We start from the raw sequence: 24,409 nt of genomic DNA on the forward strand, positions 1-24,409 counted from the left end.
TCCATTTTGCTAGCGATTATGCTATACTTACGTATAGCTCATAGGCTGCTTGAAAGGAGGAACGATGGGTGCCGCTGCCGAGACGATCCAGTTCAACACCCGTATCGAGCGTTCGCTCAAACTTGCCGGAGACGACGTTTTGAAACGCGCCGGATACTCTCCGTCGCAGGCGGTTCGCGCGCTGTGGCGCAAAGCAGCAGGGTGCGGCGAAAACCCCTCGGCCATCGTGAACCTGCTGGAGGACCGTCCCTTGCCAGCGCGCGCGAACGCGAGGATAGAGAGCCCGTCGCAACTCGAAGCGCTTCGCCGCGGACGCGAGGAAGCGGCGCGAGCGTTCGCGGATATGGGCTTCGGAAGCGAAATGCCCTCTTCCGTCGCCTTCGATCCCTACGACCAGCTCATGGAAGAGTTCATACTCGAGCGCCACGGCGAGGAAGGAGTGCGGCCATGAACGGAGCCGCCCCGGTCTTCCTCGTCGATACGAACGTCTGGCTCGACAACTACCTGGGATTTCGCCCAAACCATCGCGCATCGTGCGAATTCCTCGACGAAGCCGTGGAGCGAGGCGCAACGCTCTGCCATGCGGCGACCACGGCGAAGGACGTCCATTTCTTCACCTGCAGCACCCTCAAGAAAGCGGCGCGCGAGAAGGGCGAAGCGGTCGACGAAGCCTTCGCGCTGGCCGCGAACCGCCTAGCCTGGGCGAACCTCGCTAACATGAACGAGGTTTCGACGCTCGTCGGGCTCGACCTATCCGACTTCTGGGTCGCCAGCAAGCTGAGCGCGTTCAACGGGGACATAGAGGACAACCTGATCATGGCATGCGCCGAACGCGCGAAGGCCGACTACATCGTAACGCGCGACAAAGGCCTGCTCAGGAGATCCACCGTGTGCGCGCTCGCGCCCGAGGACGCAACCGCCCTTCTGCGCGCCCGCGGCTAGCGGCCCGCCGCCTGCCCGCGGTCGAAGGCCAGCAGACGTCGGTAGCGCTCGCTCGTGCGCGCGAGCTCGTCCGGCGCGCCGTCGAGCGCGATGCGGCCGTCCTCCACGAACACGACGCGGTCCATGGCGTCCACGCCGGCCAGATGGTGGGTGATCATGATCACCGTCTTGCCCGCCAGCGCCTCGAACAGGTCGTCCAGCAGCGCGCGCTCGGTGATAGGATCGAGGCCTACCGTGGGCTCGTCCAGGATGACCACGGGCACGTCCTGCAGCAGCACGCGCGCGAGCGCGACGCGGTGGCGCTCGCCGCCCGAGAAGCGCAGGCCGGCCTCGTCCACCAGCGTGTCCAGGCCGTTCGGCAGCCGCTCGGCCATCGACCGCAGCCCCACCCTGCCCAGCGCGTCCCATACCTCGTCGTCGGTCGCGTCCTCGCGCCCGATGCGCAGGTTGTCGCGCAGCGTCATGTTGAACAGGTAGGTGCGCTGCTGGATGACCCCGATCCACTTCGCCGCCTCGTCGCCGAGGTCGGCCGTGGGCGAGCCGCCCAGCGTCACGCCGCCCGCATCGGGTCGTATGTCGCCGCGCACGAGGGACGCCAGCGTGCTCTTGCCCGCGCCGCTGCGGCCCAGCACGGCCACGCGCTGGCCCTGCGGCACCGTCAGGCTCAGGCCGCGCAGCACGTCACGCGACGTGCCGGGATAGCGGTACTCCGCCCGGTCAACCCGCACGTCGAACGGCGCCTCGGGCACGCGCGCGGACGGCTTCTCCTCGCCGGGGGTCGGCAGGTCGTTCAAACGCGCGATGGAATCGCGGTAGGCGCCGGCCTCCACCGCCGCCGACGACAAGGGCGCGAACGCGTCGATGAGCGGGAAGAAGCCCAGCACGAACGCGGCGATCCAGTTGGCCGCGTCGCCCCCTTCCCCGCCGAAGCGCCCGCCCGCCCACACCAGCAGCAGCACGGCGCAGATGCCGAACAGCGCCTGCAGCACCACGTCGCGGCGCCGACCGAAGCGCTCCATGCGCTCCTGCACGTCGCGCATCCGCAGCTCGCGCTCCTTATGGCGCGTGAGGTACTCCTCGCCGCGCCCGGCGAACACCCAGTCGGACACACCCAGCACGTTGTCGGCCAGCTCGGCGTACAGCTCGTTCTTCATCTGCTTGTGGCGCGCCTGGCGCGCGGCGTTCGCCAGCACCGACACCAGCGGCACGAGGAACACCGCCGTGCCCAGCACCAGCAGCATCGCCAGCGCGAGCCAGAGCGAGAACCAGCCCAGGCATGCCACCAGCACGACGAACAGCAGCCATGCCGTCACCGTGGGGAACACGGTGCGCAGGTACAGGTTCTGAATGTGCCCGATATCCTCGGCCAGAAGACCCAGCACGTCGCCCGTGCGGTGCGTGGCGCGGAAGAACACGGCGTCGCGCTCCAGCGCGCGGTACAGCTTCAACCGCAATCCGCTGGTCATGCGCAGCACCCAGTCGTGGCTGGTCAAGCGCTCGAGGTACTGCAGGATGGGCTTGCCCACGCCGAAGATGCGCACGAAGATGAGCGGCAGGTGCAGAAAGAGGATGGTCTCAACCACCGCCGAAGCGCTGACCAGGTAGCCTGAGGTAAACATCAGCGCCGAGGCGAACCCGAACGTCAGCAGCCCCAGGAAAAGCGCCAACGCCAACGCCTTGCGGTAACGGAAGAAGAACGGCTTCACCCAGGCGTCGCGGCGCAGCACGCTCGCGAACCCCTCCTCGCGCGGCACGGCGCCCTGCACGGCTTCGCCTTCCCTGCTCATAGCGCGCCTCCTTCCAACCGCGACGCCAAGCGCGCGTACGCGCCGTCGCGCGCGGCAAGCTCCTTCGGCGCGCCGAACTCGGCCACGCGCCCGTCCTCCATCACCAGCACGGCGTCCATGTCGTGCACCCAATGCAGCCGGTGCGTGGCGAACACCACGAGACGGCCTTCCATGAGCGGCAGCATGCGCTCCTTCAGCTCCAACTCGGTCTCGATGTCGAGGTGCGCCGTGGGTTCGTCGAACAGCAGGATGCGCCGCGAGTCGTCCAGAAGCGCGCGGGCCAGCGCGATGCGCTGCGCCTGGCCGCCCGACAGCGCGCGGGCGCCCTCGCCCACCAGCGTGTCCAGCCCGTCCGGCAGCTCGGCCACGAGATCGCCCAGCCCCACGACCTCCACCGCGCGCGCAACCTCATCGTCGTCGGCATCGGGGCGGTAGAACATGATGTTGTCGCGCAGCGTGGCGTGGAACAGGTACGGGTCCTGCGGGATGTAGAGCACCTGGCGCTGCCACGAAGGCTCGCGCAGGTCTGCCAGCTGCCGCCCTGCGGCGCGCACCGTGCCCGCGCTGGGAGCCGCGAAGCCGCCCAACAGGTTCACGAGCGTGCTCTTGCCCGAGCCGCTGGCCCCGATGACGCCGACGCGCGCGAAACCGCGCACGGCGAAGGACACGTCCGAAAGCGCCTCGTGCTCGGGATACGAGAAGCGCACGCCGTCCAGCTCGAGCGTCGAATCTTCGCTCCAGACGGGAACGTCGTGCAGCGCGGCGGCCTCGTCGCCTGCAACGTCCGACGCGCCCTCCTCCGCCGACGCGATGATGCCCTGAATGGAGGCCAGCGCGTTCTTGCCGTCGAGCGAGGCGTGGTAGTCGCTGGCGAACTCGCGGATGGGCTTGAAGTACTCCGGCACCAGCACCAGCACGAACAGCGCAGGGAAGAAGGCGATCGAACCGTCCACGAGGCGGAATCCCAACATGATGGCCACGGCCGCCAGCGACAGCGTGGAGATGAGGTCGAGCACGGAGCCCGACAACGTGGCGATGCGCAGCGTCTTAACCGTTGCCTCGCGGAAGCGCTCGCTCACCTCGAAGATGCGCTCGCCGTGGCGCTTGCCGCGGCCGAACAGCTTGAGCGTATCGATGCCGCGCATCGAGTCGATGAAGTGATTCGACAGCCGCTGGTACTCCTCGTGCTGCAGCGACGCGGCCGCCTTCGCTGTCGCGCCGATCAGCCCCATGTAGAACACGATGACCGGGTACATGACCAGCATGATGGAACCCGACACCCAATCCACCGGGAACACGCACAAAAGCACGATGAGCGGCACCACGACCACGCACACGATCTTCGGCAGGATGAGGCGCAGGTACGTCTCCACCTGGTCGATGCCCTCCAACACCATCGCAGTGACGCTGCCGGTGCCCTGAGCTTGCACGATGCGCGCACCCTGGCCGAACACCGCCTGCAGAAGCTCGCGGCGCAGTGCGTCGATGCGTGCGTAGGCGTAGCGGTCGAGATAGGAGTCCTGCGCGTAGCGCACCAGCTGGCCGCCTACGAAGCAGAGGAAGAACAGGACGATGAGCGGAGCCTGGTCGGGCAGCGGCGCGCCTTCCCATAGATGCACGATGGCGCTTGCCAACGACCATGCCTGCCCCACCACGAGCAGCGCCCGGGCCACGGCAAGGGCCACCAGCGCCGCCAGCGCGCCGCGGATGCCCTCCAGCGCGAACAAAGCCCGATCGATCATACGCACGCCCCCTTGCGTCCACTTATGCTATAGCAATAGTAACATTTCCGTGATTCATAGGAAAGGGCAGTTCACCTAAAGGAGCGCTCGCCCTCTATATCGACCAAGCAAGCGCACGCCCGCCCGTTACCTAAGCGAGCGGTTGCCGCCTCCCGTCATCTTCGTGCGCGAACAAATGTTTCACGTGAAACATTTGTTCCTTTGTCGCAAGATATTGGGGACGAGCTTATTCCTCGAAACCCCACATGCGCACCTCGGGCTCGAGATCCACGCCGGCGCTCGCCCGCACGCGCTCCTGCACATCGGCGATGAGGCGGCGCACGTCGGCCGCCGTGGCGTCGCCCGCGTTCACCACGAAACCGGTGTGCTTCTCGGACACTTGGGCACCGCCCACGCGGTACCCTCGCAACCCCGCCTCCTGCACCAGCTGCCCGACGAAGAACCCGGCAGGGCGCTTGAAGGTGCTTCCGGCGCTGGGCAGCTCGAGCGGCTGCTTCTCGGCGCGCCGGCGCGCGAGGTCGTCCATGCGCTCCCGGATGGCGCGCGGGTCGTCGGGAGCCAGGCGCAGCGTCGCTCCCAGCACCACGAAACCGGCCTCGCCCATCATCGAATGCCGATACGACCACTGCGCCCGCTCGGCGTCCACGTCCACCAGCTCGCCCTCCGGCGTGAGGCAGCGCACCGATTCGGCCACGTCCTTGAACTCGCCTCCGTAGGCGCCCGCGTTCATGATGGCCGCGCCGCCCACGGTACCCGGGATGCCGCAGGCGAACTCGTATCCCGCAAGCCCCTCCTCGCATGCGCGCCGCGCCACGTCGGCGTTCGACGCGCCCGCCTCCACATGCATCCGCTCGCCGTCAACCTCCACCTGCGACAAGCTCTCGGCGATGCGCACGACGACGCAACGAAGCCCTTCGTCCGCCACCAGCACGTCGCTGCCAAGCCCCATCACACGCACCGCAACGCCCAGGCGGCGACATGCCTCCAATACGACACGCGCCTCGCCCGCCGTGCGAGGCTCCACGAGAACGTCGGCCGGACCTCCGATACGAAACGTCGTGAGCTCCGCCATCGAAGCGTCGAAGCGAGCCGCCCCTTCGTCGAACAGCTCGGCCAGCGCGCCTTTCAGCAACACGCGATCCACTGTCTACATCCTTTCCTCGGCGCGGCTCCAAGCCGCGCTATGCGCCTCGCACCATGGTAACGCATAACGGCGCATGCAGCCCTGTCGCGCGCGCCTCATCCCGACGGTTTCCCGGCGCGACGGCATGCCGAGCGCCATCGCCGAAGGAAAGAAGCGAGGCGTCAGGAAGCCAGCGACCACCCCGAAGCTTCGGTCTGCAGCTCCACCATGCGCCGGTACAGCCCTCCCTCGCGCGCCATGAGCTCGGCGGGCGCGCCCTGCTCGGCGACGCGGCCCTCTTTGAGTACCACGATCTTGTCGGCGTTGGCCACGGTACGCATGCGGTGCGCGATGACCAGCACGGTCTTGCCGGCCAGCAGCCTGGACAGCGCCTGCTGCACCTGCGTCTCGTTCTCCACGTCGAGCGAGGCCGTGGCCTCGTCGAGCAGCACCACCGGCGCGTCCTTCAGGATGGCGCGCGCGATGGAGATGCGCTGCCGCTCCCCTCCCGACAGCCGCCCGCCGTTCTCGCCGATCATCATGTCGTAGCCCTGCGGCATGCGGCTCACGAACTCGTCGCACATCGCCGCCCGCGCCGCCGCCAGCACCTCCTCGTCGGTTGCGCCGACCCGCCCCAGGCGGATGTTGCCCATCACCGTGTCGTCGAACAGCACCACGTCCTGGAACACCTCGGCGTAGTCGGCCAGCAGCGTCTCGGGGTCCACGTCGGCCACGTTCACGCCGCCCACGCGCACCGACCCCGCGTCGGCGTCCCAGAAGCGCGCCGCCAGCTTCGCCACCGTGGACTTGCCCGACCCGGACGGGCCCACGAGCGCCGTCACCTCGCCCTCGCGGGCGGTGAACGACACGTCCCTCAGCACCTGCTCGCCGTCGCCGTACGAGAACGACACGTCCTCGAACACCACGTCGTGGCCTCGCGGCGCGAAGTCGGTGGAGCCCTCCATGGGCTTCTCGGCGGCCAGCTCCTGCGTGCGCCTGATGGACAGCCGCATGCTCAGCAGCTCGCCGATGGACTGCAGGATGAGGTTCACCGGATCGTACACGCGCGTGACCACGAGCAGGAAGGCGAAGTAGGTCATGAAGTCCGTCTGCCCGGACACGAGCAGCGTCGCGCCCACGAAGACGGTGGTGCCGATGCCCAGCTTGAGGAACGCCTGCGCCGAGGTGACGAACACGCCGGTGGTCAGCTCGGACGCCACCTGCCTGCGCTCGAACGCGTCGAGCTTGGCCGCGAGCGCGTCCAGATGCGCCGCCGAGCGGTTCGTGGCGCGGATCTCCTGCGCGCACTCCAGGAACTCCTGCACGCCGTCGGCCACCTCGAGGCGCGCGTCCTCCATCGCCTGCGCCTTGCGCTGCTGGTGCTTCCCGGTGAGCGCCATCACGAGCAGCGCCGCGGGCACCACCCAGAACGCCGCGAGCGCCAGACGCCAGTCGTAGAAGAAGATGCCGACGATGACGATGGCCGTGGACAGGCCCGTGCCGAACAGCTGCGGCATGACGTGCATGAACATGCGCTCCTGGTCGGAGCAGTCCTTCATGATGGCGTTCGTGAGGTCGGACAGGTCGCGCCGCCCGAAGAACGACAGCGGCAGCCGGCGCAGGTGCTCGGCCAGGTCGGTGCGCTTGCGGGCGCTCTCCTCGTACACCTTGTGGTACGTGTTCGCGTACTCGGCCCACTGGGTGAGGACCATGAGCGCGAGGATGCCGACGCACCCCGCGAGGTACGGCGCCAGCGCGGGCAGCGGGGCCCCCGCCACGAGGTGGTCCATGAAGTCGCTCACCAGCAGGAACAGGATGCCGATCGGGGCCATGAGCACGAGGTTCGCCAGCGTGCAGAAGAACACGCCGCGCCTGAAGTTCTTCGCGCCCACGTCGGTGAGGCCCAGGGAATCACGCAGCATAGCCGCCCTCCTTTCCGATGCGCCATTGCGCCGAGGTTCGATAGTCGGCCCACATGCGCGCGTACAAGCCGCCCGCCTCCACCAGCTCGGCGTGGGTCCCCTGCTCCGCGAGGCGGCCGCCGTCCAGCACGTAGATGGCGTCGGCGCCGGCCACGGTGGACAGCCGGTGCGCGATCATGAGCACGGTCTTGCCCGCGCACAGCACCCCCAGCGCGCGCTGGATGAGCGCCTCGTTCTCGGGGTCGGCGAAGGCCGTGGCCTCGTCGAGCACCACGATGGGCGCGTCCTTCAGGATGGCGCGCGCGAGCGCGATGCGCTGGCACTCGCCGCCCGAGAGGTACACGCCGCGGGCGCCCACCACGGTGTCGAGCCCCTGCGGCAGCTTCGCCACGATGTCGTCGCACTGCGCCGCGTGCGCGGCCGCCTCCACCTCCTCGCGCGTCGCCTCCGGCCGCGCGGCGCGGATGTTGTCCAGCAGGCTCTGCTTGAACAGCTTGTCGTTCTGGAACACGAAGGCCACGCGCTCCATGAGCTCGGCCTGCGGGATGGACCGCACGTCGACGCCGCCCACGAGCACCCGCCCCGCGCTCGCGTCCCAGAAGCGCGGCACGAGCGAGGCCGCGGTGGTCTTGCCGCCGCCCGAGGGCCCCACGAGCGCCACCGTGGCGCCCGAGGGCACGTGCAGCACGACGTCCTCGAGCGCGGGCGCGTCGGCGCCCGGATAGGAGAACGTGACGTGGTCGAAGTCGATGGCGTCGTCGGCGGGCGCCTCGGCCCGGGCCGGGTCCACCTCGGCCATGAGCGGCGCCGACAGGATGCCGTCGATGCGGCTCACCGCGTCCTGCGCCTCGGTCACCGCCTGCGACGAGTACATGATCTTGCTCATCATCATGGTGGTGAGCGCCGAGAAGATGACGTAGAACAGGAAGTTCGTGAGGAACGCGCCGAAGTCGCCCGCCGCGCCCGCCAGCAGGATGCCCGCCGGCACGAGCACGAAGAACGTCGCGTTGATGGCCACGAGCTGCGCCACCTGCGGGCCCTCGCACAGCTTCACGTAGGCGGTGGCGAAGTCGCAGTAGGCCACGATGGACTCCCGGAACGCCCTGAACGAGTGGACGGTCTGCTGGAACACCTTCACCACGGGGATGCCGCGCACGTACTCCACGGCGGCCTTGTTCATCTTGTCGAGCGCGTTCTGGTAGTTCACCATGAACTGCATGGCGTTGGAGTTGCCCTCGCCGTCCTTGCCGCCCAGGCCGCCGCCCATCATGAGGAACATGCAGAAGGCGGAGGCGAGCACGGGGATGAGGCACACGAGGCCCATGACCCAGTCGAACACGAACATGACGACGAGGTAGGCCACGGGCGTGACCAGCGCGCCCACGAAATCGGGGATGCGGTGCGCCAGCACGCCCTCGGTGAGCCCCGTGGACCCTTCGATGACGCGGCGCAGCTCGCCGGTGGAGCGGACGGAGAAGTAGCCGAGCGGCACCTTCGCGAGGTGCTCGAGCGCCGCCTTGCGCATGTTCGTCGCCGTGCGGAACGCGGCGAGGTGCGTGCACATGAGCGCGGCGAAGTACACGACGAGGCCCGCGAGCGCGAAGGCCAGCGCCCAGGCGCCGTACACCGGGGCCTGCCGCGCCTCGCCCCACGCCGGGGCGACGGCCACGAGGTCGCGCACGACGAACCACACGCACACGAGCATCGCGATGGCCAGCACGGCGTTGAGCGCCGAGAGCGCGCAGCCCGCGATGGTCAAGCGCTTGTGGGGCCCGGCGAACTCCAGCAGCCGCACGATGGGATTCTGCGGTCTTGACACGATTCGTTCCTTTCCTTGCCGTAACGTGCTTATTGTTAGCCTAAGAGAACATAATAGCGATCCCGCCGAAATCCGCTGCACGTCGATGCCGATTGGACGATGCCGCCGAAAAAGAGAACGGCTCCCCCGAAAGGGAGCCGTTCGTTCGGCGCCTCGTCGGCCGAAGGGCGCGGCGCTCAGGCCGAGATCTTGGCGAAGTGCTTCTTGAACAGCTTCGAGCCGATCCAGCCGCCCACGAAGGGGCACACCGCGGTCGCGGCCAGCGCCACCAGCGCGAGCGGGCCGTGGATGAAGTCGACGAGCCCCTGGCCGTACTCGGCGCTCATGCCGGAATCGACCACGATCTGCACGTAGGCGTCGCCCGCTAGGAAGATCATCGACTCCTGGCCCACCCAGAAGCACAGCGTCCACACCGCGAACGCCGCCAGGCAGCGCAGCGTGGTGCGCTTGCTGCCGGCCCCCGCCACGAGCTCGGCCAGCAGGCCGCCCGCCACGATGCCCACCGGGCCGGTCCACAGCATGCCCAGCAGCAGCGCCACCACCGCGACGATCGCGGACATGATGGCGAACGCGCCGCGCTTGGGCACCTTCGCGGCCACGTACATCCACACGATGCCGCCGATGAGCGAGCCGCACGCGTGCGTGAACCAGAACAGGTTCGCGTTCATGCCCAGCACCATCGCGAACACCATGAACACGAGGAACAGGAGCACCCCGAAGATGGCCAGCGTGATGTAGTCCTTCCCCACCAGCTTGCCCTTCGCGTTCGCGCCGCCCGAAGAGGCGGCAACCGTCGTCGTTGCCATAAGCGTATCTCCTTCTCTTGAAATGGTCGATGCCTTCGGTCAGATTCGGTCAGAGCGGGCGCGCCCGCCCGTCGATGCCGATCGCGCGCCGGATGCGCCCGAGGGCCTCGCCGCGCACGGGCAGCACGTCGGACACGACGCCGTCCTCGAGCACGGCCACCTGGTCGCAGGCGGCGCAGACGAACTCGTAGTCGTGGGTGACCACGACGATGCACGCTCCCGCGTCGCGCGCCCGGCGCACCTCGTCGGCCACGCGCCCCATGGTGCCGAAGTCGAGCCCGCTCGTGGGCTCGTCGAGCACGAGCACGCGGGCGCCCTGCAGGATGCCGACGGCGATGGCCAGCCGCTGGCGCTGCCCTCCCGAGAGCGAGAGCGGGTGGCGCTCGGCGATGTCCTCGAGGCCGAAGCGCGCGAGCGCGCGGTCCGCCTGCCCGTCCGCCCCGTCGGGCGCGGGCCGCAGCCCGCCGTGCGTGAGCGCGCCCAGCAGCTCGCCGCGCACGGTGTCGCTGAACAGCTGGTAGCCGGTCTCCTGCATCACGAGGTAGGCGTGCTCGGGCCGGTCGCGGCGGCGCGGCTCCTCGCCGCGGAAGCGGACGCTGCCCGCGCGCTCCCGGTGCAGCCCCACCAGGCAGCGCGACAGCGTGGTCTTGCCCGCGCCGTTCCTGCCCACGAGCGCCGTCACCGTCCCGGCGTCCAGCCGCAGGCCCGCCCCGCGCAGCACGGGCGCGTCGCGGCCGTAGCCCGCCTCGAGGCCGGCCGCGTCGAGCGCGGGGGCCTCGTCGGCGGCGCGCGCGCCCGACGCGGCGGAGCCGTCGCCGCGGCGCGCCGGCGACACGCGCGCCAGGTCCCAGGCGCGCAGGCCCAGCCGCGCGCGCTCGTCCTCGCCGATCCGCGCGAAGGCGGCGGCGTCCGCGTCGCGCACGACGCGCCCGCCCCGCATCACCACCACCCGGTCGGCGATGCCCGCGAGCCACCACAGCCGGTGCTCGGCCACGAGCACGGTCTTGCCCGCGGCCTTGAGCCGCGCGACCGCCTCGGCCAGCTGGAGCATGGCGCCCACGTCGAGCGACGCCGTGGGCTCGTCCAGCACGAAGACGTCGGGGCCCATCGCGCACACCGAGGCGATGGCCACCATCTGGCGCTGGCCGCCCGAGAGCGCGCGGATGTCGCGGTCGCGCAGGTGCTCGATGCCCAGCAGGGCGAAGGCGCCGTCCACGCGCCGGTGCATCTCGGCGCGCGAGAGCCCGAGGTTCTCGCAGCCGAACGCCACCTCCGAGGTGGTGTCCAGGTTGAAGAACTGGCTGCGGGGGTTCTGGAACACCGAGCCCACGCGCCGGCACAGCGCGTCCATCTCCCACGACCCCGCGTCCTTGCCGGCGATGCGCACCGACCCCGCGAGCTCCCCGTCGTAGGAGACGGGGATCAGCCCGTTCGCCAGGCGCGTGAGCGTGGTCTTGCCGCAGCCGGAGCCGCCGGTGAGCACCACGCACTGCCCTGCGGGCACGCTCAGGGACACGTCGGCGAGGGCGGGCTCGCGGGCGCCGGCGTAGGTGAAGCCCGCCCGGTCGAACGAAAGCGCCGCGTCGGCCTGCGCGCTCACGCGATCACCCCCAGCTTGATGAGCGCCACGCACGCGACCACGGCGCCGAACAGGGCGGCGAACAGGGCGTCCGCCGGCCCGAAGCGCAGCTCGTAGTAGGACGTGCGCGCCGCCGCGGAGTCGATGCCGCGCACGATGGCCGCGTTCGACAGCTCGTCGGCCACGATGGCCAGCCGGCTCATCACGGGCACCATGAGGTTCTCCGCCGTCAGCGCCGGATGCCGCAGCACCGTCGCGGGCGACAGCGCCATGCCGCGCACCTTCATGGCCTCGGCCACCGACGAGAACTCCTTGCCCATCGTGGGGAAGAACCTGAGCGCCACGCACAGCGCCACCACGCCGCCGCGCGGCACGTGCGCGCGCTGCAGCGCCGAGGCCATCTCGCCCACGCGCGTGGTGGCGATCATGTTCGACGCGAACATCCCCACGCAGAACACGCGGCGGAACACGACGATCATCGCGGCGAACGACGCGGTCACCTCGTTCGGAAAGGCGGCGACGGCCATGCTGGCCCCGAAGACGGCCGCGTAGGCCGCCAGCCAGCGCAGCGCCGCCGACGCGCGGCCGCACCAGATCATCGTCGCGGCGCACAGCGCCACGGCCGCCACCTCGGTCCACGGCTTCGTCGGCGCGAACGCGATGAGGTTCAGCATGAGCAGGACGGCGAGCGACGTGCGCGGGTCGAGCCGGCGGCGCGCGCCCGCCCGCCGCGCGCTCGCCGCCGCGCAGGCCGGGGCTGCCGAGGCTGCCGGGGCGCCCGCAGCGGCGCCCTCGGCGGACCAAAGGGTTGCGGAGGGCGCGAAGTCTGGTATATCCTTGAAGTTAGCCATGACTAATAATCTAGCGATGCAACGAAAAGGAGCGGCGTGCAATGAGCGATCGCGATGATTCAGCCGAAATTCTAGACGATGACGCCGAAATGAGGTGCGCGGCGGCGGGATCGGGCTCGCGCGCCCTCGTCGAGTCGAACCTGATCGGCGTCGGGGGCGACCCCGCGGCGCGCTCGCGGGCGGCCTACCTGGCGCAACGCACCTCGCTGGCGGACGGCTTGGGGTCGAACGGCCCGTTCACCGTCCACGACATCTACGAGACGCAGATCGCCTCCATGCACGGCGTGCGCGTGGAGGCCGCCGAGCGCGGGCGCGTGGGCATGCTCTGGGAGATCGACGAGCGCTACGGCCAGGGAACCTACTGGTACTACCCGCTGGGCGACGACCTGTCCGTGGCGATCTTCGACCTGCAGTTCAACCGGGAGGTAGGCTTCACCTGCCAGACGCCCGACCTGTTCTGCTTCGGGTCGTACGGCCGCAACATGGTGCCCTACTTCGGCATCACCGACGACCCCGCCGACCGGACGCTGCTGGGCTACGCGTGGAAGTCGCAGCCCTACGGGCAGGTGACGAAGGCCGACGAGCGCCTCGACGTGACGAGCATCTGCATGCTGCCGAAGGGCCTGCAGCGCCTGAGCCTGGCGTGCCACTGCGACCCGCTCGTGCTCTCCCGCGCCATCGCCTCGCTCGACGGCATGCAGGATGTGCCCGGCCTCAACATGGTGTTCGACGAGATGAAGCGGGCGCGGCCCTCGTCCATCACCGCGCCGGCCTACTACGAGGCGAAGGTCACCGAGGCCGCGGCGATGCTGCTGGACTGGTCGCTGGCCAACGCGCGCGGGGCGGCGAGCGCCATCCGCGCGGCCGACCGCAGCGCGCTCAACCTGACGCGGGCCCACATCCGCGAGCACCTGGACCGCGCCGTGCCCTCAAGCGAGCTGTGCCGCATCGCCTGCATGAGCGCGAGCAAGCTGACGAGGCTGTTCAAGCAGGCCGAGGGCATGACGCCGCAGGAGTACGCGCGCACCCTGCGCATGGAGCGCGCCTGCGAGCTCCTGGGCGACACCGACCTCAGCATGGCCGAGATCGCCGCCCGGCTGGGCTTCGCGCGCCAGGGCAGCTTCTCGGAGGCCTTCAAGGAGCGCTTCGGCGCCACCCCGCAGGAGTTCCGCGCGCTGCGGGCCGCCCGCAGGAGCGCCCGCTAGCGCCCGGCCCTCGCACGCTGTCTCTCTTCGCACATGTGCCGATCAGCGCGCGGCATCGGGTACCCTGCACGTTTCACGCGCTTTCCCATCACGCCGGCGCCCTCCTCAGCCGCGTCGTGCCAGATCCTGCGACGTCCGCTCGCCCAAATCGATGAGCTCCTGGCGGCCGTGCGTTCCCGTCTTGACGTAGATGCGCCGCAGGTGCGTGTCCACCGTGCTCTTCGAGATGAAGAACTCCGCGGCGATGCGCTCCCCCGTGCGCCCCTTGAGCGCCAACGGAAGGATCTCGGCTTCGCGCTTCGACAACCCGTGCTCCGAGGCGATGAGACGGCATGCGTCGTCGAAGCGGTCGGCATCGCGCACGATGACCGACAGGGCGCGGAAATCCCGCTCGGTGAACAGGAAGAGGTACGCGTACAACGCGGCCAGGCCCGCGAACGCGGCGACGGCGTAGGGCACCTGCCCGGCCGGCTCCAAAAGCTCGATGCCGTTGCCGCAGGCGATGCCCGCCAGCTCGCCCGCGTACAGCGCGGCGAACCCGCGCGCGAACGAAACGGCGGCATCCTGCCCCGTGATCTTCGCCATGACGAGGAACAGCGACACCAGCACGAAGGTGAGCCCCAGATAGCCCGCCAGCACGATGGCCTCGCCCGGAACGCCGAACGAGCCCAACACGGGCACGAACAGAAAACCCGCCATCATCACCAGAACGGCCAACCGGTACACCCCGTCGAGCGGCCCGTCCACGGCGCCGCCCGTCTTGCCCGCCGGATCCCCTGCCTTGCCGAGGCTCACGCCCAGAAGCTGCAGCGATGCGATGCAGAACAGCACGAGCAGCAGCAAGCTGGCCAGCACCGTGGGCGTGGAAGCCATGCCGGGATCGGAGCCGAACGTCTCCATGAAGCCTGCGGCCAGGCCGAACAACACGGTACCGGCGATGATCTTCTTCGAAAGCCGCGCCGTCTCGTCACGCTGCTCCTTCGTCGCCAAGAGGTCGCCGAAGGACAAGGAGCCTCCCTGGGACGTCCCCTCGCTTGCGGCGGCGCGCGTCGGCAGCAGCCCGCGCAGCGCGAAAGCGCTTCCCAGCGGAAGCAGCTTGAGGGCGAACGCCGCCTGGGGCGCGGCGATCGCGACCGCGAGCAGGCAGACGCCTGCCGCGACGGCCGCGGACAAGAACACCTGCGGCACCGAATCGCCCACCGGCCGGCGCCCGAGCGCCCGGCCCCATGCGGCCAACATGAAACCCGCCGGCAGGCCGACGAGCAAGCTCTCCAGCACGATGCCGTGGTCGCCCCCTCCGGCGATGGCGGGCATGAGCGAGCCCAGCACCAGCAGCCCGGCGTAGCACCACACGAGCGGCCGAGACAGCAGCGCATCGCGCGCACGCGGCGAAGCCATCCGCAGCAGCGCGAACGCGATCAGCATGCACGCGAGCGTGCCCCATAGGTCGGCGCGCTCGAAGGCGAACGGGCCGTCCCCGAACGCGCGGTTCTCTCCAAGGTAGAACAACGAGAACACGAACCCCTCGTTGCAGGCGAAACCGCCGATCACCCGCAAGGCCGCCGTTCTGCCTTCCTTATCGGCGCGCAAGCCGAGATGCACGTGCTCCCCTTTCTCCGTCAGGCCTTACAGCTCCATCATAACGGAGATGCCGTGTCGCTTCGCGCCTGCCGCCCGCCCTCCTCAAAATGCGCAACCGCCCGCGGCACGGATGCCGCGGGCGGTTGCTGGGCGCGAGGGAGGGAGGGTTCGCGCCTCGGTAAGGGAAGGATAGGTTGGTTTATGCGACCTTGTCGACCTTGTCGGCCTTCTTGGCCACCTTGACGGTCTTCTTGGGGGCGGCAGCGGGAGCAGCTTCCTCCACGATTTCCTCAACCGCCTCTTCCTCGTCGTCGGCTTCCACCAGCTTCTCACCGCCGCCGAGGCCTTCGCGCAGGCTCTTCACGGTCTTGCCCACCGACGCGCCGAGCTTCGGGAGGTTCTTGGGGCCGAAGATGAGCAGTATGACGGCGAGGATGATAAGGAGCTCGGGTACCCCCATGCCTAAGATTTTCATGTGCGCCTCCTACAGCGTATCGGTGGCACGCGTCTCGCCTGTGAGCCGCCGCCGGTTTCAACGAGGCACATCATGCCCCAGAACCGGCGGCGCGCCTATCGTGCAGACGCATGATTTTATGCGCATAGAAGCACGAATCCGTGTCATGCAAACGGCGTACGGGATGCGTCCTGCCTGCTCACAGCTCCTCTGCCACGACACGCCCTGCTAGCCAGCCCATGACGCTGGCCATCATGAGCCCGCGCGTCCATCCGCTGGAATCGCCGAGGCACATAAGGTCGCATACGCTCGTCAGGAAGCGTTCGTCCATCTTGACGCGGTTGCTGTAGAACTTGAGCTCGGGAGAGTACAGAAGCGTCTCCTGCGCTGCGAACCCCGGCACCACCTCGTCGACGGCCAGCATGAAATTGAGGATGTTGGTCATGGCGCGGTACGGCATGGCCGCCGTGATGTCGCCCGTCACCGCATCGTCCAGCGTGGGTGCCACGTTCGAGCGCACGAGCTCCTTCTCCCACGTGCGCTTGCCGTCGAAGATATCGCCCAAGCGCTGCACGAGGATGCGTCCGTCGCCCAACATGTTCGTGAGCTCGCCCACCTTCTGGGCATAGGCGATGGGCTGGTCGAAGGGGTGCGAGAAATTCTGCGAGCACAGTATGGCGAGGTTCGTGTTCGGCGACTTGCGCTCCTTGTAGGAATGGCCGTTCACCACGGCGAGACCGCCGTCGTAGTTCTCCTGGCTGACGAAGCCGCCGGGGTTCTGGCAGAACGTCCGCACCTTGTTCTTGAACGGGCGCGGATAACCGATGAGCTTGCTCTCGTACAGCACGTCGTTCACCGTCTCCATAACCTCGTTTCGCACTTCCACGCGCACGCCGATGTCCACAGGACCGGGTGCGTGCGCTATCGCATGCTCGCGGCACATGCGCTCGAGCCAGTCGGCGCCGCGCCGGCCCGTGGCCACCACGGTACGCCGAGCGCGGATCTCGCACGCGCCGTCCGGGCCGGCGACGGCCACGCCTCGGCACCGCTCTCCCTCGATGAGCACCTGGGTGCATTCCGTGCGGAAGAGCAGGTCCACGCCCGCCTCGCGCAGGTGGCGCTCGATACGCGCGTACAGATCGCGGGCGCGCTCGGTGCCGAGATGGCGCAGCGGGCAATCTACCAGCTTGAGACCCGCTTTGATAGCGCGGCGGCGGATCTCGTCCACCTCCGGTTTGCGTTCTGCGCCCTCCACGCGCACGTCGGCGCCGAAGCCCAGGTACACGCCGTCCACTTCCCCGATGGCGTCCTGCGCCTCATCACGCCCGATGAGGTCGGGCAGGTCGCCGCCTACGTCGGCCGACAGCGACAGCTTTCCGTCCGAGAACGCTCCCGCGCCCGAGAACCCCGTCGTGATACGGCAGGGTTCGCAGTTCGCGCATGGCGCGCCCGCCTGCTTCGGGCATACGCGATCCTCCACCGCCAAGCCTTTGTCCACCATGACGATGCGCCCCGTGAAGCCCCGCTCCAAAAGGGAGAGCGCGCAGAAAATACCGGCGGGGCCCGCCCCCACGATGACCACGTCGGTGTCGATGGTTCGCATAAGCACGCTCCTGTTCCCGCGCCGTTCCGACGGCGCGATTCGTGTTCTGCATCATTGTACCCCTCCTGCCGTAGGCTCGTCCGGGATCCGGCGACGGGAGAGGAACAGCCGATCGGAGCGGATGCTTCGCATGAGGAGCTCCGACGCGGAACGCGGCCTGCCCGCCAAGTTCCTGTGAAGGATTCTTGAACCTCGTGTGACGGTTCGCCGGACATTCATAAGGTCGCGAACTGCGACGTTGCCGTTTTGTTACCCTTCCTCTTCGCGCCCGCAACCATACCACGCCAACGAACCCGACGCGGACGCAGGAAGGATGCCTCAATGGTATCGCACCCCTCCCGTCGCGCGCTCGCGTTCGGCGCGGCGGTCTCCCTCGGCATCGCGTGCATCGCACCCTCGCAAGCTGCGTTCGCCGTCGAAAAAGCTCCCGCGATCCCCCTCGTCCGGCCCGCCGTCCTCTCCGCAGCCGTCACGCTGCCGGGCGCTGCCGCCGAAGAAGCCGTCGCCGACCTCGAGCAGGTGCGCGCTCTCGCGGCGCAGCGAGCAGCCGAGCAGGCCGCCGAGCAGTGCGACAAGCGCCTCGACTACGACCCCGCCCTCATCGCCGCCATCGGCAACCAGTCGACGGGCGGCCACACCATCTGCTGCCCCGCCTATGCGTGCGCCTACGGCGACGCGATCCTCACCGGCCAGGCCAACGACCACGGCGCGTACGGCTGCGGCTGCTGCACGTGGCCCGGCTGGGGCGGCGGCAATTCGTCGTTCCGCTCGCTCGGCTCCGACGAGGCTTTGCTGCGCGAGGCCTACGACGAGATCGCGGCCGGACGGCCCACGGTCGTCCACGTGGCGGGCCCTTACGGCGAGCACTGGATCTGCCTCATGGGCTACCAGGGCGTGGAGGATCCCGATGCGCTCTCGCTCGACAACTTCATCGCACTCGATCCGGCGAACGGCCTGGAGGTCACGGCATCCTATCGGTACGCGCCCTACGGCGACGCCTGCGAGCACGTGAGCGACCTCCGCTAACGCCGCACCTATCCTCAGAACAGGCGAGGCGGCGCTTCGGGCAGCTTGGCCGAGGCGCATTCCTCCACTGTATCGTCGGGAGCCAGCTCGTCGCAGAGCATCGGCGAAGCCGGATCGTAGCGCCGCAAGCGCCAGGGATCGGCCGCCCCGCACGGCGCGGCCGACGTCCCCGGATTGGCGTAGCAGTACACGCAGCCGTTCGCGCACGTGTCGTACGTGCCGATGTCCACACTCGGCGAGCAACGGCAGGCTCCCCTCCGAGCGCCGCCCGGAGCGCGTTTTGCCCGTACGCCTGCAACGCGCTCCACGACAGCGGCATCGATGCACCCTGCTCGAGCCAGCCCCGCATCGTCGAGCGCCCCGTCACCGCAACCGCCCACCTCGATGCCGTGCGCGGCGCCCAGTTCGGCCAGCCGCAGCGCAAGCGCGGCCTTCGCCTCTTCCGGCACTCCGACGAACCCGAGCGCCGCCATGCGACCGGCGATCTTCGGATACATGTCGAGGAAGCTGATGCGGCAGGTGCGCGTGCTGCCTTCCAACCGCGCCGCGAACGCCTCGAACCACTGCATATGGTGCGCGATGTCGTAGGCGCCCCCCAACAGGATAGGGCTGTAGCGCCACACCACGCGATCGGGCCCCAGAGCGTCCGCAAGCGAGCGGAACGTTTCCAGCAGCCGCGCCTTGCGGGGCAGGCCCGCCTCCACGTCGGCACCGTAGGCGTTGAGCGTGAACTGCACGAAATAGGGCGATGGGCAGACGCGATCCAGCTCGGTTTTGCGCGCGAGCAGCACGGAAGGATCCTTCGTCCAGAACGCGACGCAATCCACCGTGTCCGGAGACAGGATCACACGGCTCACCCGAGTGCGCACCGCCGGGTTGCGCACGAGCGCGAAGCCCTCTTCGAACCGTCCGAGCAGCCAGTCGAAATGAAACCGCGGGATGTCGGTTCGTCTCGATGCGCTGACGATCACAGCTCTTCGATGACCTTCGCCGACACAACGTTGCTGGGGGATATGAGGATGGTGCCGACCTTGCCCGCCTCGGGAGCGTCCACGTAGAAGGTGCCGTCGATGGTTTCGCCCATCACGAACAGGTCCTCGTCTTGAGTCGAGATCACGATGTCGATGCCGGAGGCGTCGTCGACGTAGGCTTTGTCGGGCGTTATGGCCACGATGAAGTCCACCTTGTACTTGACGAAGTACGCCACCTGCTTCTCGATGGCGCGCACCGTGGTGGGGGCGGTCACGCTGAACACGCCGAAGCGATGACCGCCCTTCTTGAGGATGATGCCTTCGCCGTACTGCCCGAGATCGGTCGTGTCCAAGGAGAACACGGTGGCCTTCTTGTCCTCGTAGCTTTTCTGAGCCTCCGCCACCGTCACGGTCGGCTTGGACTTCGCGCTCGTCCCGTTCGAGCGCGCTCCCGCCGCCGCGCTCGCATCCGGTTCCGCTTCGACCGCCGACGAAGCAGCATCCTTTTCGGGAAGCTCCCGCTCGTCCGCTTCCCGTCCGGATTCCTCGCGCTCGGATGGCTTCCCTTCGTCGTCATCGGCGGCAGGATCGAGCTCGTGCGACTCCTTCTCGTCCGAAGAAGCCGAGCCAGCAGCCCCCTTCGCGGCTTTTTCCTCCTTCGCCGCTTCCGCCGCCTTCTCGGCTGCCGTCTGCGGCACGGCGGTACCCTCGTACACGATGGCGGTATAGCCGTCCATACTGCCGAACGTGTCGTCGATGTTCGACGCGGCAACATTCCAGGAATGCCCGGCGACCAGGTACCATCCTAAGCCCAGAAGGCTCAGCACGATGAGGGCGGCGAACACCGCCAATGCTATTTTCTCGCGCGATTTGACCGACATAGTGCTCCGTATTATACCCTGTGGCGAGCGGGCGTCCGCCGAAGCGCGCGAGCGACAGAATTTCGACAGGAAGCTGAACGGCACCGCGCCCGAACGGCGCGTTCCCGACAACGACGCCCCTTTCCGGTCGCCAGAATCTCGGAAGAAGCTCGCCTGGCTACACGAACCGCTCGTAAGCGATGCGCTCGGGCGTCCCCCCTTCGGCATGGGCGATGTAGATGATGCCGCACTGCTCATAGCCGGCTTTCGCCAGCAGCTTCCTCATAGGCGCGTTGCCGGGGTGCGTGTCGATGCGGACGCTGGCGCTTCCGTTCGCGCGCGCCAGCTCTTCGGCGCGAGCCAGCAGAAACGTCGCGGCGCCGCGATTCTTCCCGTCGGAAGCCACGGCCACTCGGTGCACCACGCCGTAGCACGGACGCTCGGACGTGCAGGAAGTGAGCCACGAGCCCTCTTCGATGCGATCGTAGTCGCGCTCGCCCGAGAAGCCGATCATAGCGGTGGCAACGATGCGGTCGTCGGCCTCCACCACGTAGGAGTCGCCGCGAGCCGTATCGTCCTCGATGACGGCGCGATGCGGGTAGCCGCCCTGCCATTGGTCGATGCCGAGCGCTGCGAGCGAGGCGCGGCCGTCGGCGAGGATGCTCATGATGCGATCGATGTCGCATGCGCAGGTTCTGCGAAATTGCACAGGAGGTTCTCTTTCTTCTTTGGATACGTTCGCTAAACAGAGGTTGGGTTGGAGCGGCGAAGCCGAAAGGCTACAAGACGCGTTCGAACACGGCTCGGTGTTTGACGCGGCCGAAGCGGGAGCGGATCTCCACGTTGCCGCAGAACTGATAGCCGTACGACAGCAGCAGCTCGCGCATGGGGACGTTGTCCTCGTAGATGTCGCAGCAGATGCTGACCTTCCCGTCGCCCTTGGCGATGCGCTCGGCGGTTCCCAGGATGTAACCGCCCACGCCGCGTCTTCGCGCATCGGCCGCCACGGTCACCCAATGCAGCGCCGAGTAGGCGGGGTTGTCGGGCGAGGAGGGCTCCGTGGCCCACTTCGCACCCGTCATGTGCGCATAGGCGGGATCGCCTTGAGGATTGAGCGCGAACATGCCGATGATGCGGCCTTCGTCGGCCGAGGAGCCATCCGCCCTCGAATCGCTCGAGGACGCAACCACGACATAGGTCTTCCCCGCGTCGATGGAACGCATGAGACGGCGCGCGGACGGGTACTTCTTGAGACCTTCCCTTATGCCGAGCGAGGCCATGGCGCGATGACCGTCCTCCAGCAACGCCTTCGCGCGTTCGAAGTCGTCGCGCGTGGCACGGCGCGCCTTGTAGTAGCCCAGCTCGGTGGCGCGCCCTTGGAACGGCGGAAGGTCGTATGCCGCCCCGTCGTACGAGGCCGCGCCGCCGGAGCCCTCTTCGCGCTCGGTGACGAGGAACACCATGCCGATGATCATGGCGCAACCGACGACGTCGACGACGCCCACCGGCGTGCCCAGCCACACCGCCGAAATGACCGTGGCCGACACCGGCTCGACGCAGCCGACGAGACCCGCGCGCACAGGGCCGGCGTCGGTGATGCCCTGGAGGTAGAACAGGTAGGCGGCGAACGTGCCCACGATGATCATGGCGAACATAACCCCGGCGAGCTCGGGCGAAACCTCGACGGGGATGGTCCAGGGCTGCACGGCGACGGTGGCCACCGCGCCGCCGATGAGCATGGCGAGGCCCGTCACGATGAAGCTGCCCCACTTCTCCAGCACCTTGCCGGGAAGCAGCGTGTAGAACGCCAACGCGAACGCCGAGATGATGCCCCAGAACAGGCCTTCCGCAGGAATGGCCAACGAACCGAGGTTGCCCTTCGTGGCGATGAGGACGGTGCCGCCGATGGCGAGCACGAGGCCGGCGGCCTCGCGGATGCGCGGCAGGCGCCGCATGCGCAGGCACACGTACACCATGATGACGATGAGGCCGAGGCGCTCCAGCACGGTGCCGGTGCCCGCGTTCGTGTAGGAGATGGCCGACAGGTAGCTCACCTGGGTCAGAAGCACGCCCAGCAAGGCGAACGCCGCGATGCGCCCGAGCGAGCGCACGTCGCGCAGAGCGGCCAGCAGGTTGCGCGGCTCCCGCACGCCGCACACCACGAGGAAGATGACCGCGGCCAGCAGCAGGCGCACGCAGGTGATCCAGGAAACGGGAACGCCGAAACCGCTGGTCATGAGCTGAGCGCACGTGCCCGAGAAGCCCCAGCAGATGCCGCCGAGAGCCGCGAAGACGATGCCGCGGACCACGTGGTTGCCCGATGCGGCGGTACCGCCGCCCTGCCCGGAGCCCGATGCGACCGTCTGACCCACGTTTCCTCCTCTCATCGATCCTGCGCCTCGCGCGGCAGCAAGCCTCTCGGCCGGCGCCACGTTGCATCAGCGCATTGTCGCATGTATGGGCAGCGCGGTAAAGATGTTTTGCAAGAGTTTTGCCCCAGTTTTGGACAGGCGAGCAAAACACCATGTCAAGGGGTGAATACCCCCTCCGTCAACGCAACATTCTCTCGTAGCCCACGCGATGTTTCACACGCCCGAACACGTCTTTGATCGTGATGGTTCCGCAGCGTTCGTACCCGTGCTTCTCAAGCAGGTTCTGCATGGGCCCGTTCAGCTCGTAGACGTCGGCGCGAATGCTGGACCGGCCGCCCGCACGGGCGATCTGGTCGGCCTTGTCGAGGATGAACATGCCGACGCCGCGGCGGCGAGCCGGATAGTCGACGGCCACCCAATGCAGCTCCGCATAGGGCTGCGGTTCGGCCGACGTGTCGGTGAGCCAAGCGCCGTCGATGGGGCGCTCGTAGTTCTTGTCAGGCGAGAAGGACACGGCGAACATCGCGATCATGCGGCCGTGGGCATCCTCGATGACGTGCGTCGTGCCGTTCTTGATGCTGTGCATGAGACGACGCGCCGATGGGTACTTCTTGCTCCGACCCTCGTCTATGCCGAGCTCCGCGAACGTCTGATGCCCGACGTCGAGCAGCGCCGTGGCACGCTCGAAATCATCGCGCGTGGCCGGACGGCTGGTGTAGTAGCCCAGCACCGAAGCGCGGCCTGCGAACAGCGGCGGGTCGTCGTAGGCGTCGGCGAGCGCGCCCTCGCCCTCGGCGGCCTGCTCCGTTTTCGGCTCTCGCTCGGTGACGAGGAAGATCATGATCACGATGAGCGCGCATCCTGCGAGGTCCCAGCCGCTCACCGGCGTATGGAGCCACGCGAGCGCGAGGATCATGGCCGAAACGGGCTCGACGCAGCACAGAAGGCTCGCCTTGACGGGGCCTGCGTCGTTCACGCCCTGCAGATACAGCATGTAGGCTCCCAAGGTGCCCACGATCACGATGGCAACCAGCGCCGCGATGCCGCCGAGCGGCAGGTTCACAGGCATGGTCCACGGCTGCACCACCACCGAGGCGGCCGATCCGCCGAACAGCATGGCAAGGCCCGTCACCAGCATGGAGCCCCACTTCTTCAGCACGCGCACGGGCATGAGGGTGTAGAACGTCAAAGCCACGGCCGACACGAGGCCCCAGGCCAATCCCTCGGCGGGGATGGCCAGCTGGTCGATCTCGCCTTGCGTGGCGATGATCAGCATGCCGCCCAGCGCGAACACGAGGCCTGCCGCCTCGCGAGCACGCGGCAGGCGCTTGGCGCGAACGCACACGTACAGCATGATGAGCACGAGCCCCACCTGCTCGATGGTAGTGCCCACGCCGGCACTCGTGTACGAGATGGCGTTCAAGTAGCTGAGCTGGGTCAACAGCACGCCGAATATGGCGAACGCCGCGATCTGCGCGAGCGAGCGCCAGTCTCGGAACACCGCTACGAGATCGCGCCAGTTGCGCACCGCGGTAAGGAACAGGAAGAACACGGCGGCGATGACCATGCGCACGCAGGTGATCCACGTGGCGGGAGCGCCGTAGTCGTTCATGAGCAGCTGGGCGCACGTGCCCGAGAAGCCCCAGCAGATGCCGCCCGCAAGCGCGCATACGATGCCGCGCACAACATGACGGTTCCCCGCCACCGTTTCCGCCACTTGAATCGAACCCTCTTCCCGCATGCTCTCTCCGCCGTCTGCAAAGCGG

The 24,409-nt window shown here is 68.3% G+C and carries 20 protein-coding genes; 4 read left to right on the plus strand and 16 right to left on the minus strand.

Features of this window, described 5'->3' with window-relative positions:
• Positions 1–64: 64 nt before the first annotated feature.
• Both GT590_RS05665 and GT590_RS05670 read left to right on the plus strand, forming a co-directional pair.
• Positions 65–451 carry a hypothetical protein gene (locus GT590_RS05665; RefSeq protein ID WP_009304414.1) on the plus strand — a complete coding sequence of 129 codons (387 nt, stop codon included), beginning with the start codon at positions 65–67 and terminating at the stop codon, positions 449–451.
• On the plus strand, positions 448–942 hold the full coding sequence (locus GT590_RS05670) for a PIN domain-containing protein (protein WP_009304415.1): 495 nt from the start codon (positions 448–450) through the stop codon (positions 940–942). The genes GT590_RS05665 and GT590_RS05670 overlap by 4 nt, the downstream gene beginning before the upstream one ends.
• Here GT590_RS05670 and cydC read toward each other — a convergent pair.
• The 8 genes from cydC to GT590_RS05710 all read right to left on the minus strand — a co-directional run bounded on the left by cydC (position 939) and on the right by GT590_RS05710 (position 12,571).
• Positions 939–2,729, minus strand: a complete 1,791-nt coding sequence (gene cydC / locus GT590_RS05675) for a thiol reductant ABC exporter subunit CydC (protein WP_009304416.1) — start codon at positions 2,727–2,729, stop codon at positions 939–941. The genes GT590_RS05670 and cydC overlap by 4 nt on opposite strands.
• A complete protein-coding gene (gene cydD, locus GT590_RS05680) occupies positions 2,726–4,471 on the minus strand; it encodes a thiol reductant ABC exporter subunit CydD (protein WP_009304417.1) in 1,746 nt (581 codons plus the stop codon). Before cydD ends, cydC begins: the two co-directional genes overlap by 4 nt.
• Positions 4,472–4,697: 226 nt before the next feature.
• On the minus strand, positions 4,698–5,615 hold the full coding sequence (murB, locus tag GT590_RS05685; RefSeq protein WP_009304418.1) for a UDP-N-acetylmuramate dehydrogenase: 918 nt from the start codon (positions 5,613–5,615) through the stop codon (positions 4,698–4,700).
• 161 nt (positions 5,616–5,776) lie between these two features.
• Entirely contained in the window at positions 5,777–7,516 is a 1,740-nt protein-coding gene (locus tag GT590_RS05690) for an ABC transporter ATP-binding protein (RefSeq protein WP_009304419.1), read from the minus strand.
• Entirely contained in the window at positions 7,506–9,335 is a 1,830-nt protein-coding gene (locus GT590_RS05695) for an ABC transporter ATP-binding protein (protein ID WP_009608548.1), read from the minus strand. The genes GT590_RS05690 and GT590_RS05695 overlap by 11 nt, the downstream gene beginning before the upstream one ends.
• A 176-nt stretch (positions 9,336–9,511) precedes the next feature.
• Complete coding sequence (locus GT590_RS05700) at positions 9,512–10,141, minus strand: MptD family putative ECF transporter S component (protein WP_009304421.1); 630 nt, start codon at positions 10,139–10,141, stop codon at positions 9,512–9,514.
• A 49-nt stretch (positions 10,142–10,190) separates the two neighbouring features.
• On the minus strand, positions 10,191–11,741 hold the full coding sequence (locus tag GT590_RS14670; protein ID WP_015760554.1) for an ABC transporter ATP-binding protein: 1,551 nt from the start codon (positions 11,739–11,741) through the stop codon (positions 10,191–10,193).
• Complete coding sequence (locus GT590_RS05710; protein ID WP_015760553.1) at positions 11,738–12,571, minus strand: energy-coupling factor transporter transmembrane protein EcfT; 834 nt, start codon at positions 12,569–12,571, stop codon at positions 11,738–11,740. The genes GT590_RS14670 and GT590_RS05710 overlap by 4 nt, the downstream gene beginning before the upstream one ends.
• Positions 12,572–12,612: 41 nt before the next feature.
• On the opposite strand from GT590_RS05710, the gene GT590_RS05715 reads away from it, so the two are divergent.
• Positions 12,613–13,776, plus strand: coding sequence for an AraC family transcriptional regulator (locus tag GT590_RS05715; RefSeq protein WP_009304423.1), 1,164 nt, complete (start codon positions 12,613–12,615; stop codon positions 13,774–13,776).
• Between the two features lie 105 nt (positions 13,777–13,881).
• Here GT590_RS05715 and GT590_RS05720 read toward each other — a convergent pair whose 3' ends face one another.
• From GT590_RS05720 to GT590_RS05730, 3 genes are all read right to left on the minus strand, one after another.
• Positions 13,882–15,378, minus strand: coding sequence for a helix-turn-helix transcriptional regulator (locus GT590_RS05720; RefSeq protein ID WP_009304424.1), 1,497 nt, complete (start codon positions 15,376–15,378; stop codon positions 13,882–13,884).
• Positions 15,379–15,556: 178 nt separating this feature from the next.
• Positions 15,557–15,832, minus strand: coding sequence for a twin-arginine translocase TatA/TatE family subunit (locus GT590_RS05725; protein WP_009304425.1), 276 nt, complete (start codon positions 15,830–15,832; stop codon positions 15,557–15,559).
• Positions 15,833–16,010: 178 nt separating this feature from the next.
• Positions 16,011–17,414: an NAD(P)/FAD-dependent oxidoreductase gene (locus GT590_RS05730; RefSeq protein WP_161170950.1), complete on the minus strand. Its 1,404-nt coding sequence runs from the start codon at positions 17,412–17,414 to the stop codon at positions 16,011–16,013.
• Between the two features lie 321 nt (positions 17,415–17,735).
• On the opposite strand from GT590_RS05730, the gene GT590_RS05735 reads away from it, so the two are divergent.
• Positions 17,736–18,440: a hypothetical protein gene (locus GT590_RS05735; RefSeq protein WP_009304427.1), complete on the plus strand. Its 705-nt coding sequence runs from the start codon at positions 17,736–17,738 to the stop codon at positions 18,438–18,440.
• Between the two features lie 14 nt (positions 18,441–18,454).
• Here the strand turns inward: GT590_RS05735 and GT590_RS05740 are convergent, their stop codons facing one another.
• The 5 genes from GT590_RS05740 to GT590_RS05760 all read right to left on the minus strand — a co-directional run bounded on the left by GT590_RS05740 (position 18,455) and on the right by GT590_RS05760 (position 24,384).
• Positions 18,455–19,411: a DUF1848 domain-containing protein gene (locus tag GT590_RS05740; protein WP_114526154.1), complete on the minus strand. Its 957-nt coding sequence runs from the start codon at positions 19,409–19,411 to the stop codon at positions 18,455–18,457.
• Positions 19,408–20,292, minus strand: coding sequence for an alcohol dehydrogenase (locus GT590_RS05745; RefSeq protein ID WP_114538117.1), 885 nt, complete (start codon positions 20,290–20,292; stop codon positions 19,408–19,410). The genes GT590_RS05740 and GT590_RS05745 overlap by 4 nt, the downstream gene beginning before the upstream one ends.
• Positions 20,293–20,449: 157 nt before the next feature.
• Complete coding sequence (locus GT590_RS05750) at positions 20,450–20,980, minus strand: GNAT family N-acetyltransferase (RefSeq protein ID WP_009304430.1); 531 nt, start codon at positions 20,978–20,980, stop codon at positions 20,450–20,452.
• 70 nt (positions 20,981–21,050) lie between these two features.
• The gene (locus tag GT590_RS05755) at positions 21,051–22,643 is read right to left on the minus strand and encodes a GNAT family N-acetyltransferase (protein ID WP_021409422.1); all 1,593 of its coding nucleotides are present in this window, start codon (positions 22,641–22,643) and stop codon (positions 21,051–21,053) included.
• 178 nt (positions 22,644–22,821) lie between these two features.
• On the minus strand, positions 22,822–24,384 hold the full coding sequence (locus GT590_RS05760; protein ID WP_009609136.1) for a GNAT family N-acetyltransferase: 1,563 nt from the start codon (positions 24,382–24,384) through the stop codon (positions 22,822–22,824).
• Between the last annotated feature and the right edge of the window lie 25 nt (positions 24,385–24,409).

The organism is Eggerthella sp. BIOML-A1 (genome assembly GCF_009875595.1).
Taxonomy (GTDB): domain Bacteria; phylum Actinomycetota; class Coriobacteriia; order Coriobacteriales; family Eggerthellaceae; genus Eggerthella; species Eggerthella lenta.

Bases quoted from the DNA above. Each gene is read 5' to 3' on its own strand.
- GT590_RS05745 (WP_114538117.1), bottom strand. From the start codon at position 20,292: ATGTCGGTCAAATCGCGCGAGAAAATAGCATTGGCGGTGTTCGCCGCC.
- GT590_RS05670 (WP_009304415.1), top strand. From the start codon at position 448: ATGAACGGAGCCGCCCCGGTCTTCCTCGTCGATACGAACGTCTGGCTC.
- GT590_RS05710 (WP_015760553.1), bottom strand. From the start codon at position 12,571: ATGGCTAACTTCAAGGATATACCAGACTTCGCGCCCTCCGCAACCCTT.
- GT590_RS05665 (WP_009304414.1), top strand. From the start codon at position 65: ATGGGTGCCGCTGCCGAGACGATCCAGTTCAACACCCGTATCGAGCGT.
- GT590_RS05735 (WP_009304427.1), top strand. From the start codon at position 17,736: ATGGTATCGCACCCCTCCCGTCGCGCGCTCGCGTTCGGCGCGGCGGTC.
- GT590_RS05760 (WP_009609136.1), bottom strand. From the start codon at position 24,384: ATGCGGGAAGAGGGTTCGATTCAAGTGGCGGAAACGGTGGCGGGGAAC.
- GT590_RS05725 (WP_009304425.1), bottom strand. From the start codon at position 15,832: ATGAAAATCTTAGGCATGGGGGTACCCGAGCTCCTTATCATCCTCGCC.
- GT590_RS05730 (WP_161170950.1), bottom strand. From the start codon at position 17,414: ATGCGAACCATCGACACCGACGTGGTCATCGTGGGGGCGGGCCCCGCC.
- GT590_RS05715 (WP_009304423.1), top strand. From the start codon at position 12,613: ATGAGCGATCGCGATGATTCAGCCGAAATTCTAGACGATGACGCCGAA.
- cydD (WP_009304417.1), bottom strand. From the start codon at position 4,471: ATGATCGATCGGGCTTTGTTCGCGCTGGAGGGCATCCGCGGCGCGCTG.
- GT590_RS05690 (WP_009304419.1), bottom strand. From the start codon at position 7,516: ATGCTGCGTGATTCCCTGGGCCTCACCGACGTGGGCGCGAAGAACTTC.
- cydC (WP_009304416.1), bottom strand. From the start codon at position 2,729: ATGAGCAGGGAAGGCGAAGCCGTGCAGGGCGCCGTGCCGCGCGAGGAG.
- GT590_RS05700 (WP_009304421.1), bottom strand. From the start codon at position 10,141: ATGGCAACGACGACGGTTGCCGCCTCTTCGGGCGGCGCGAACGCGAAG.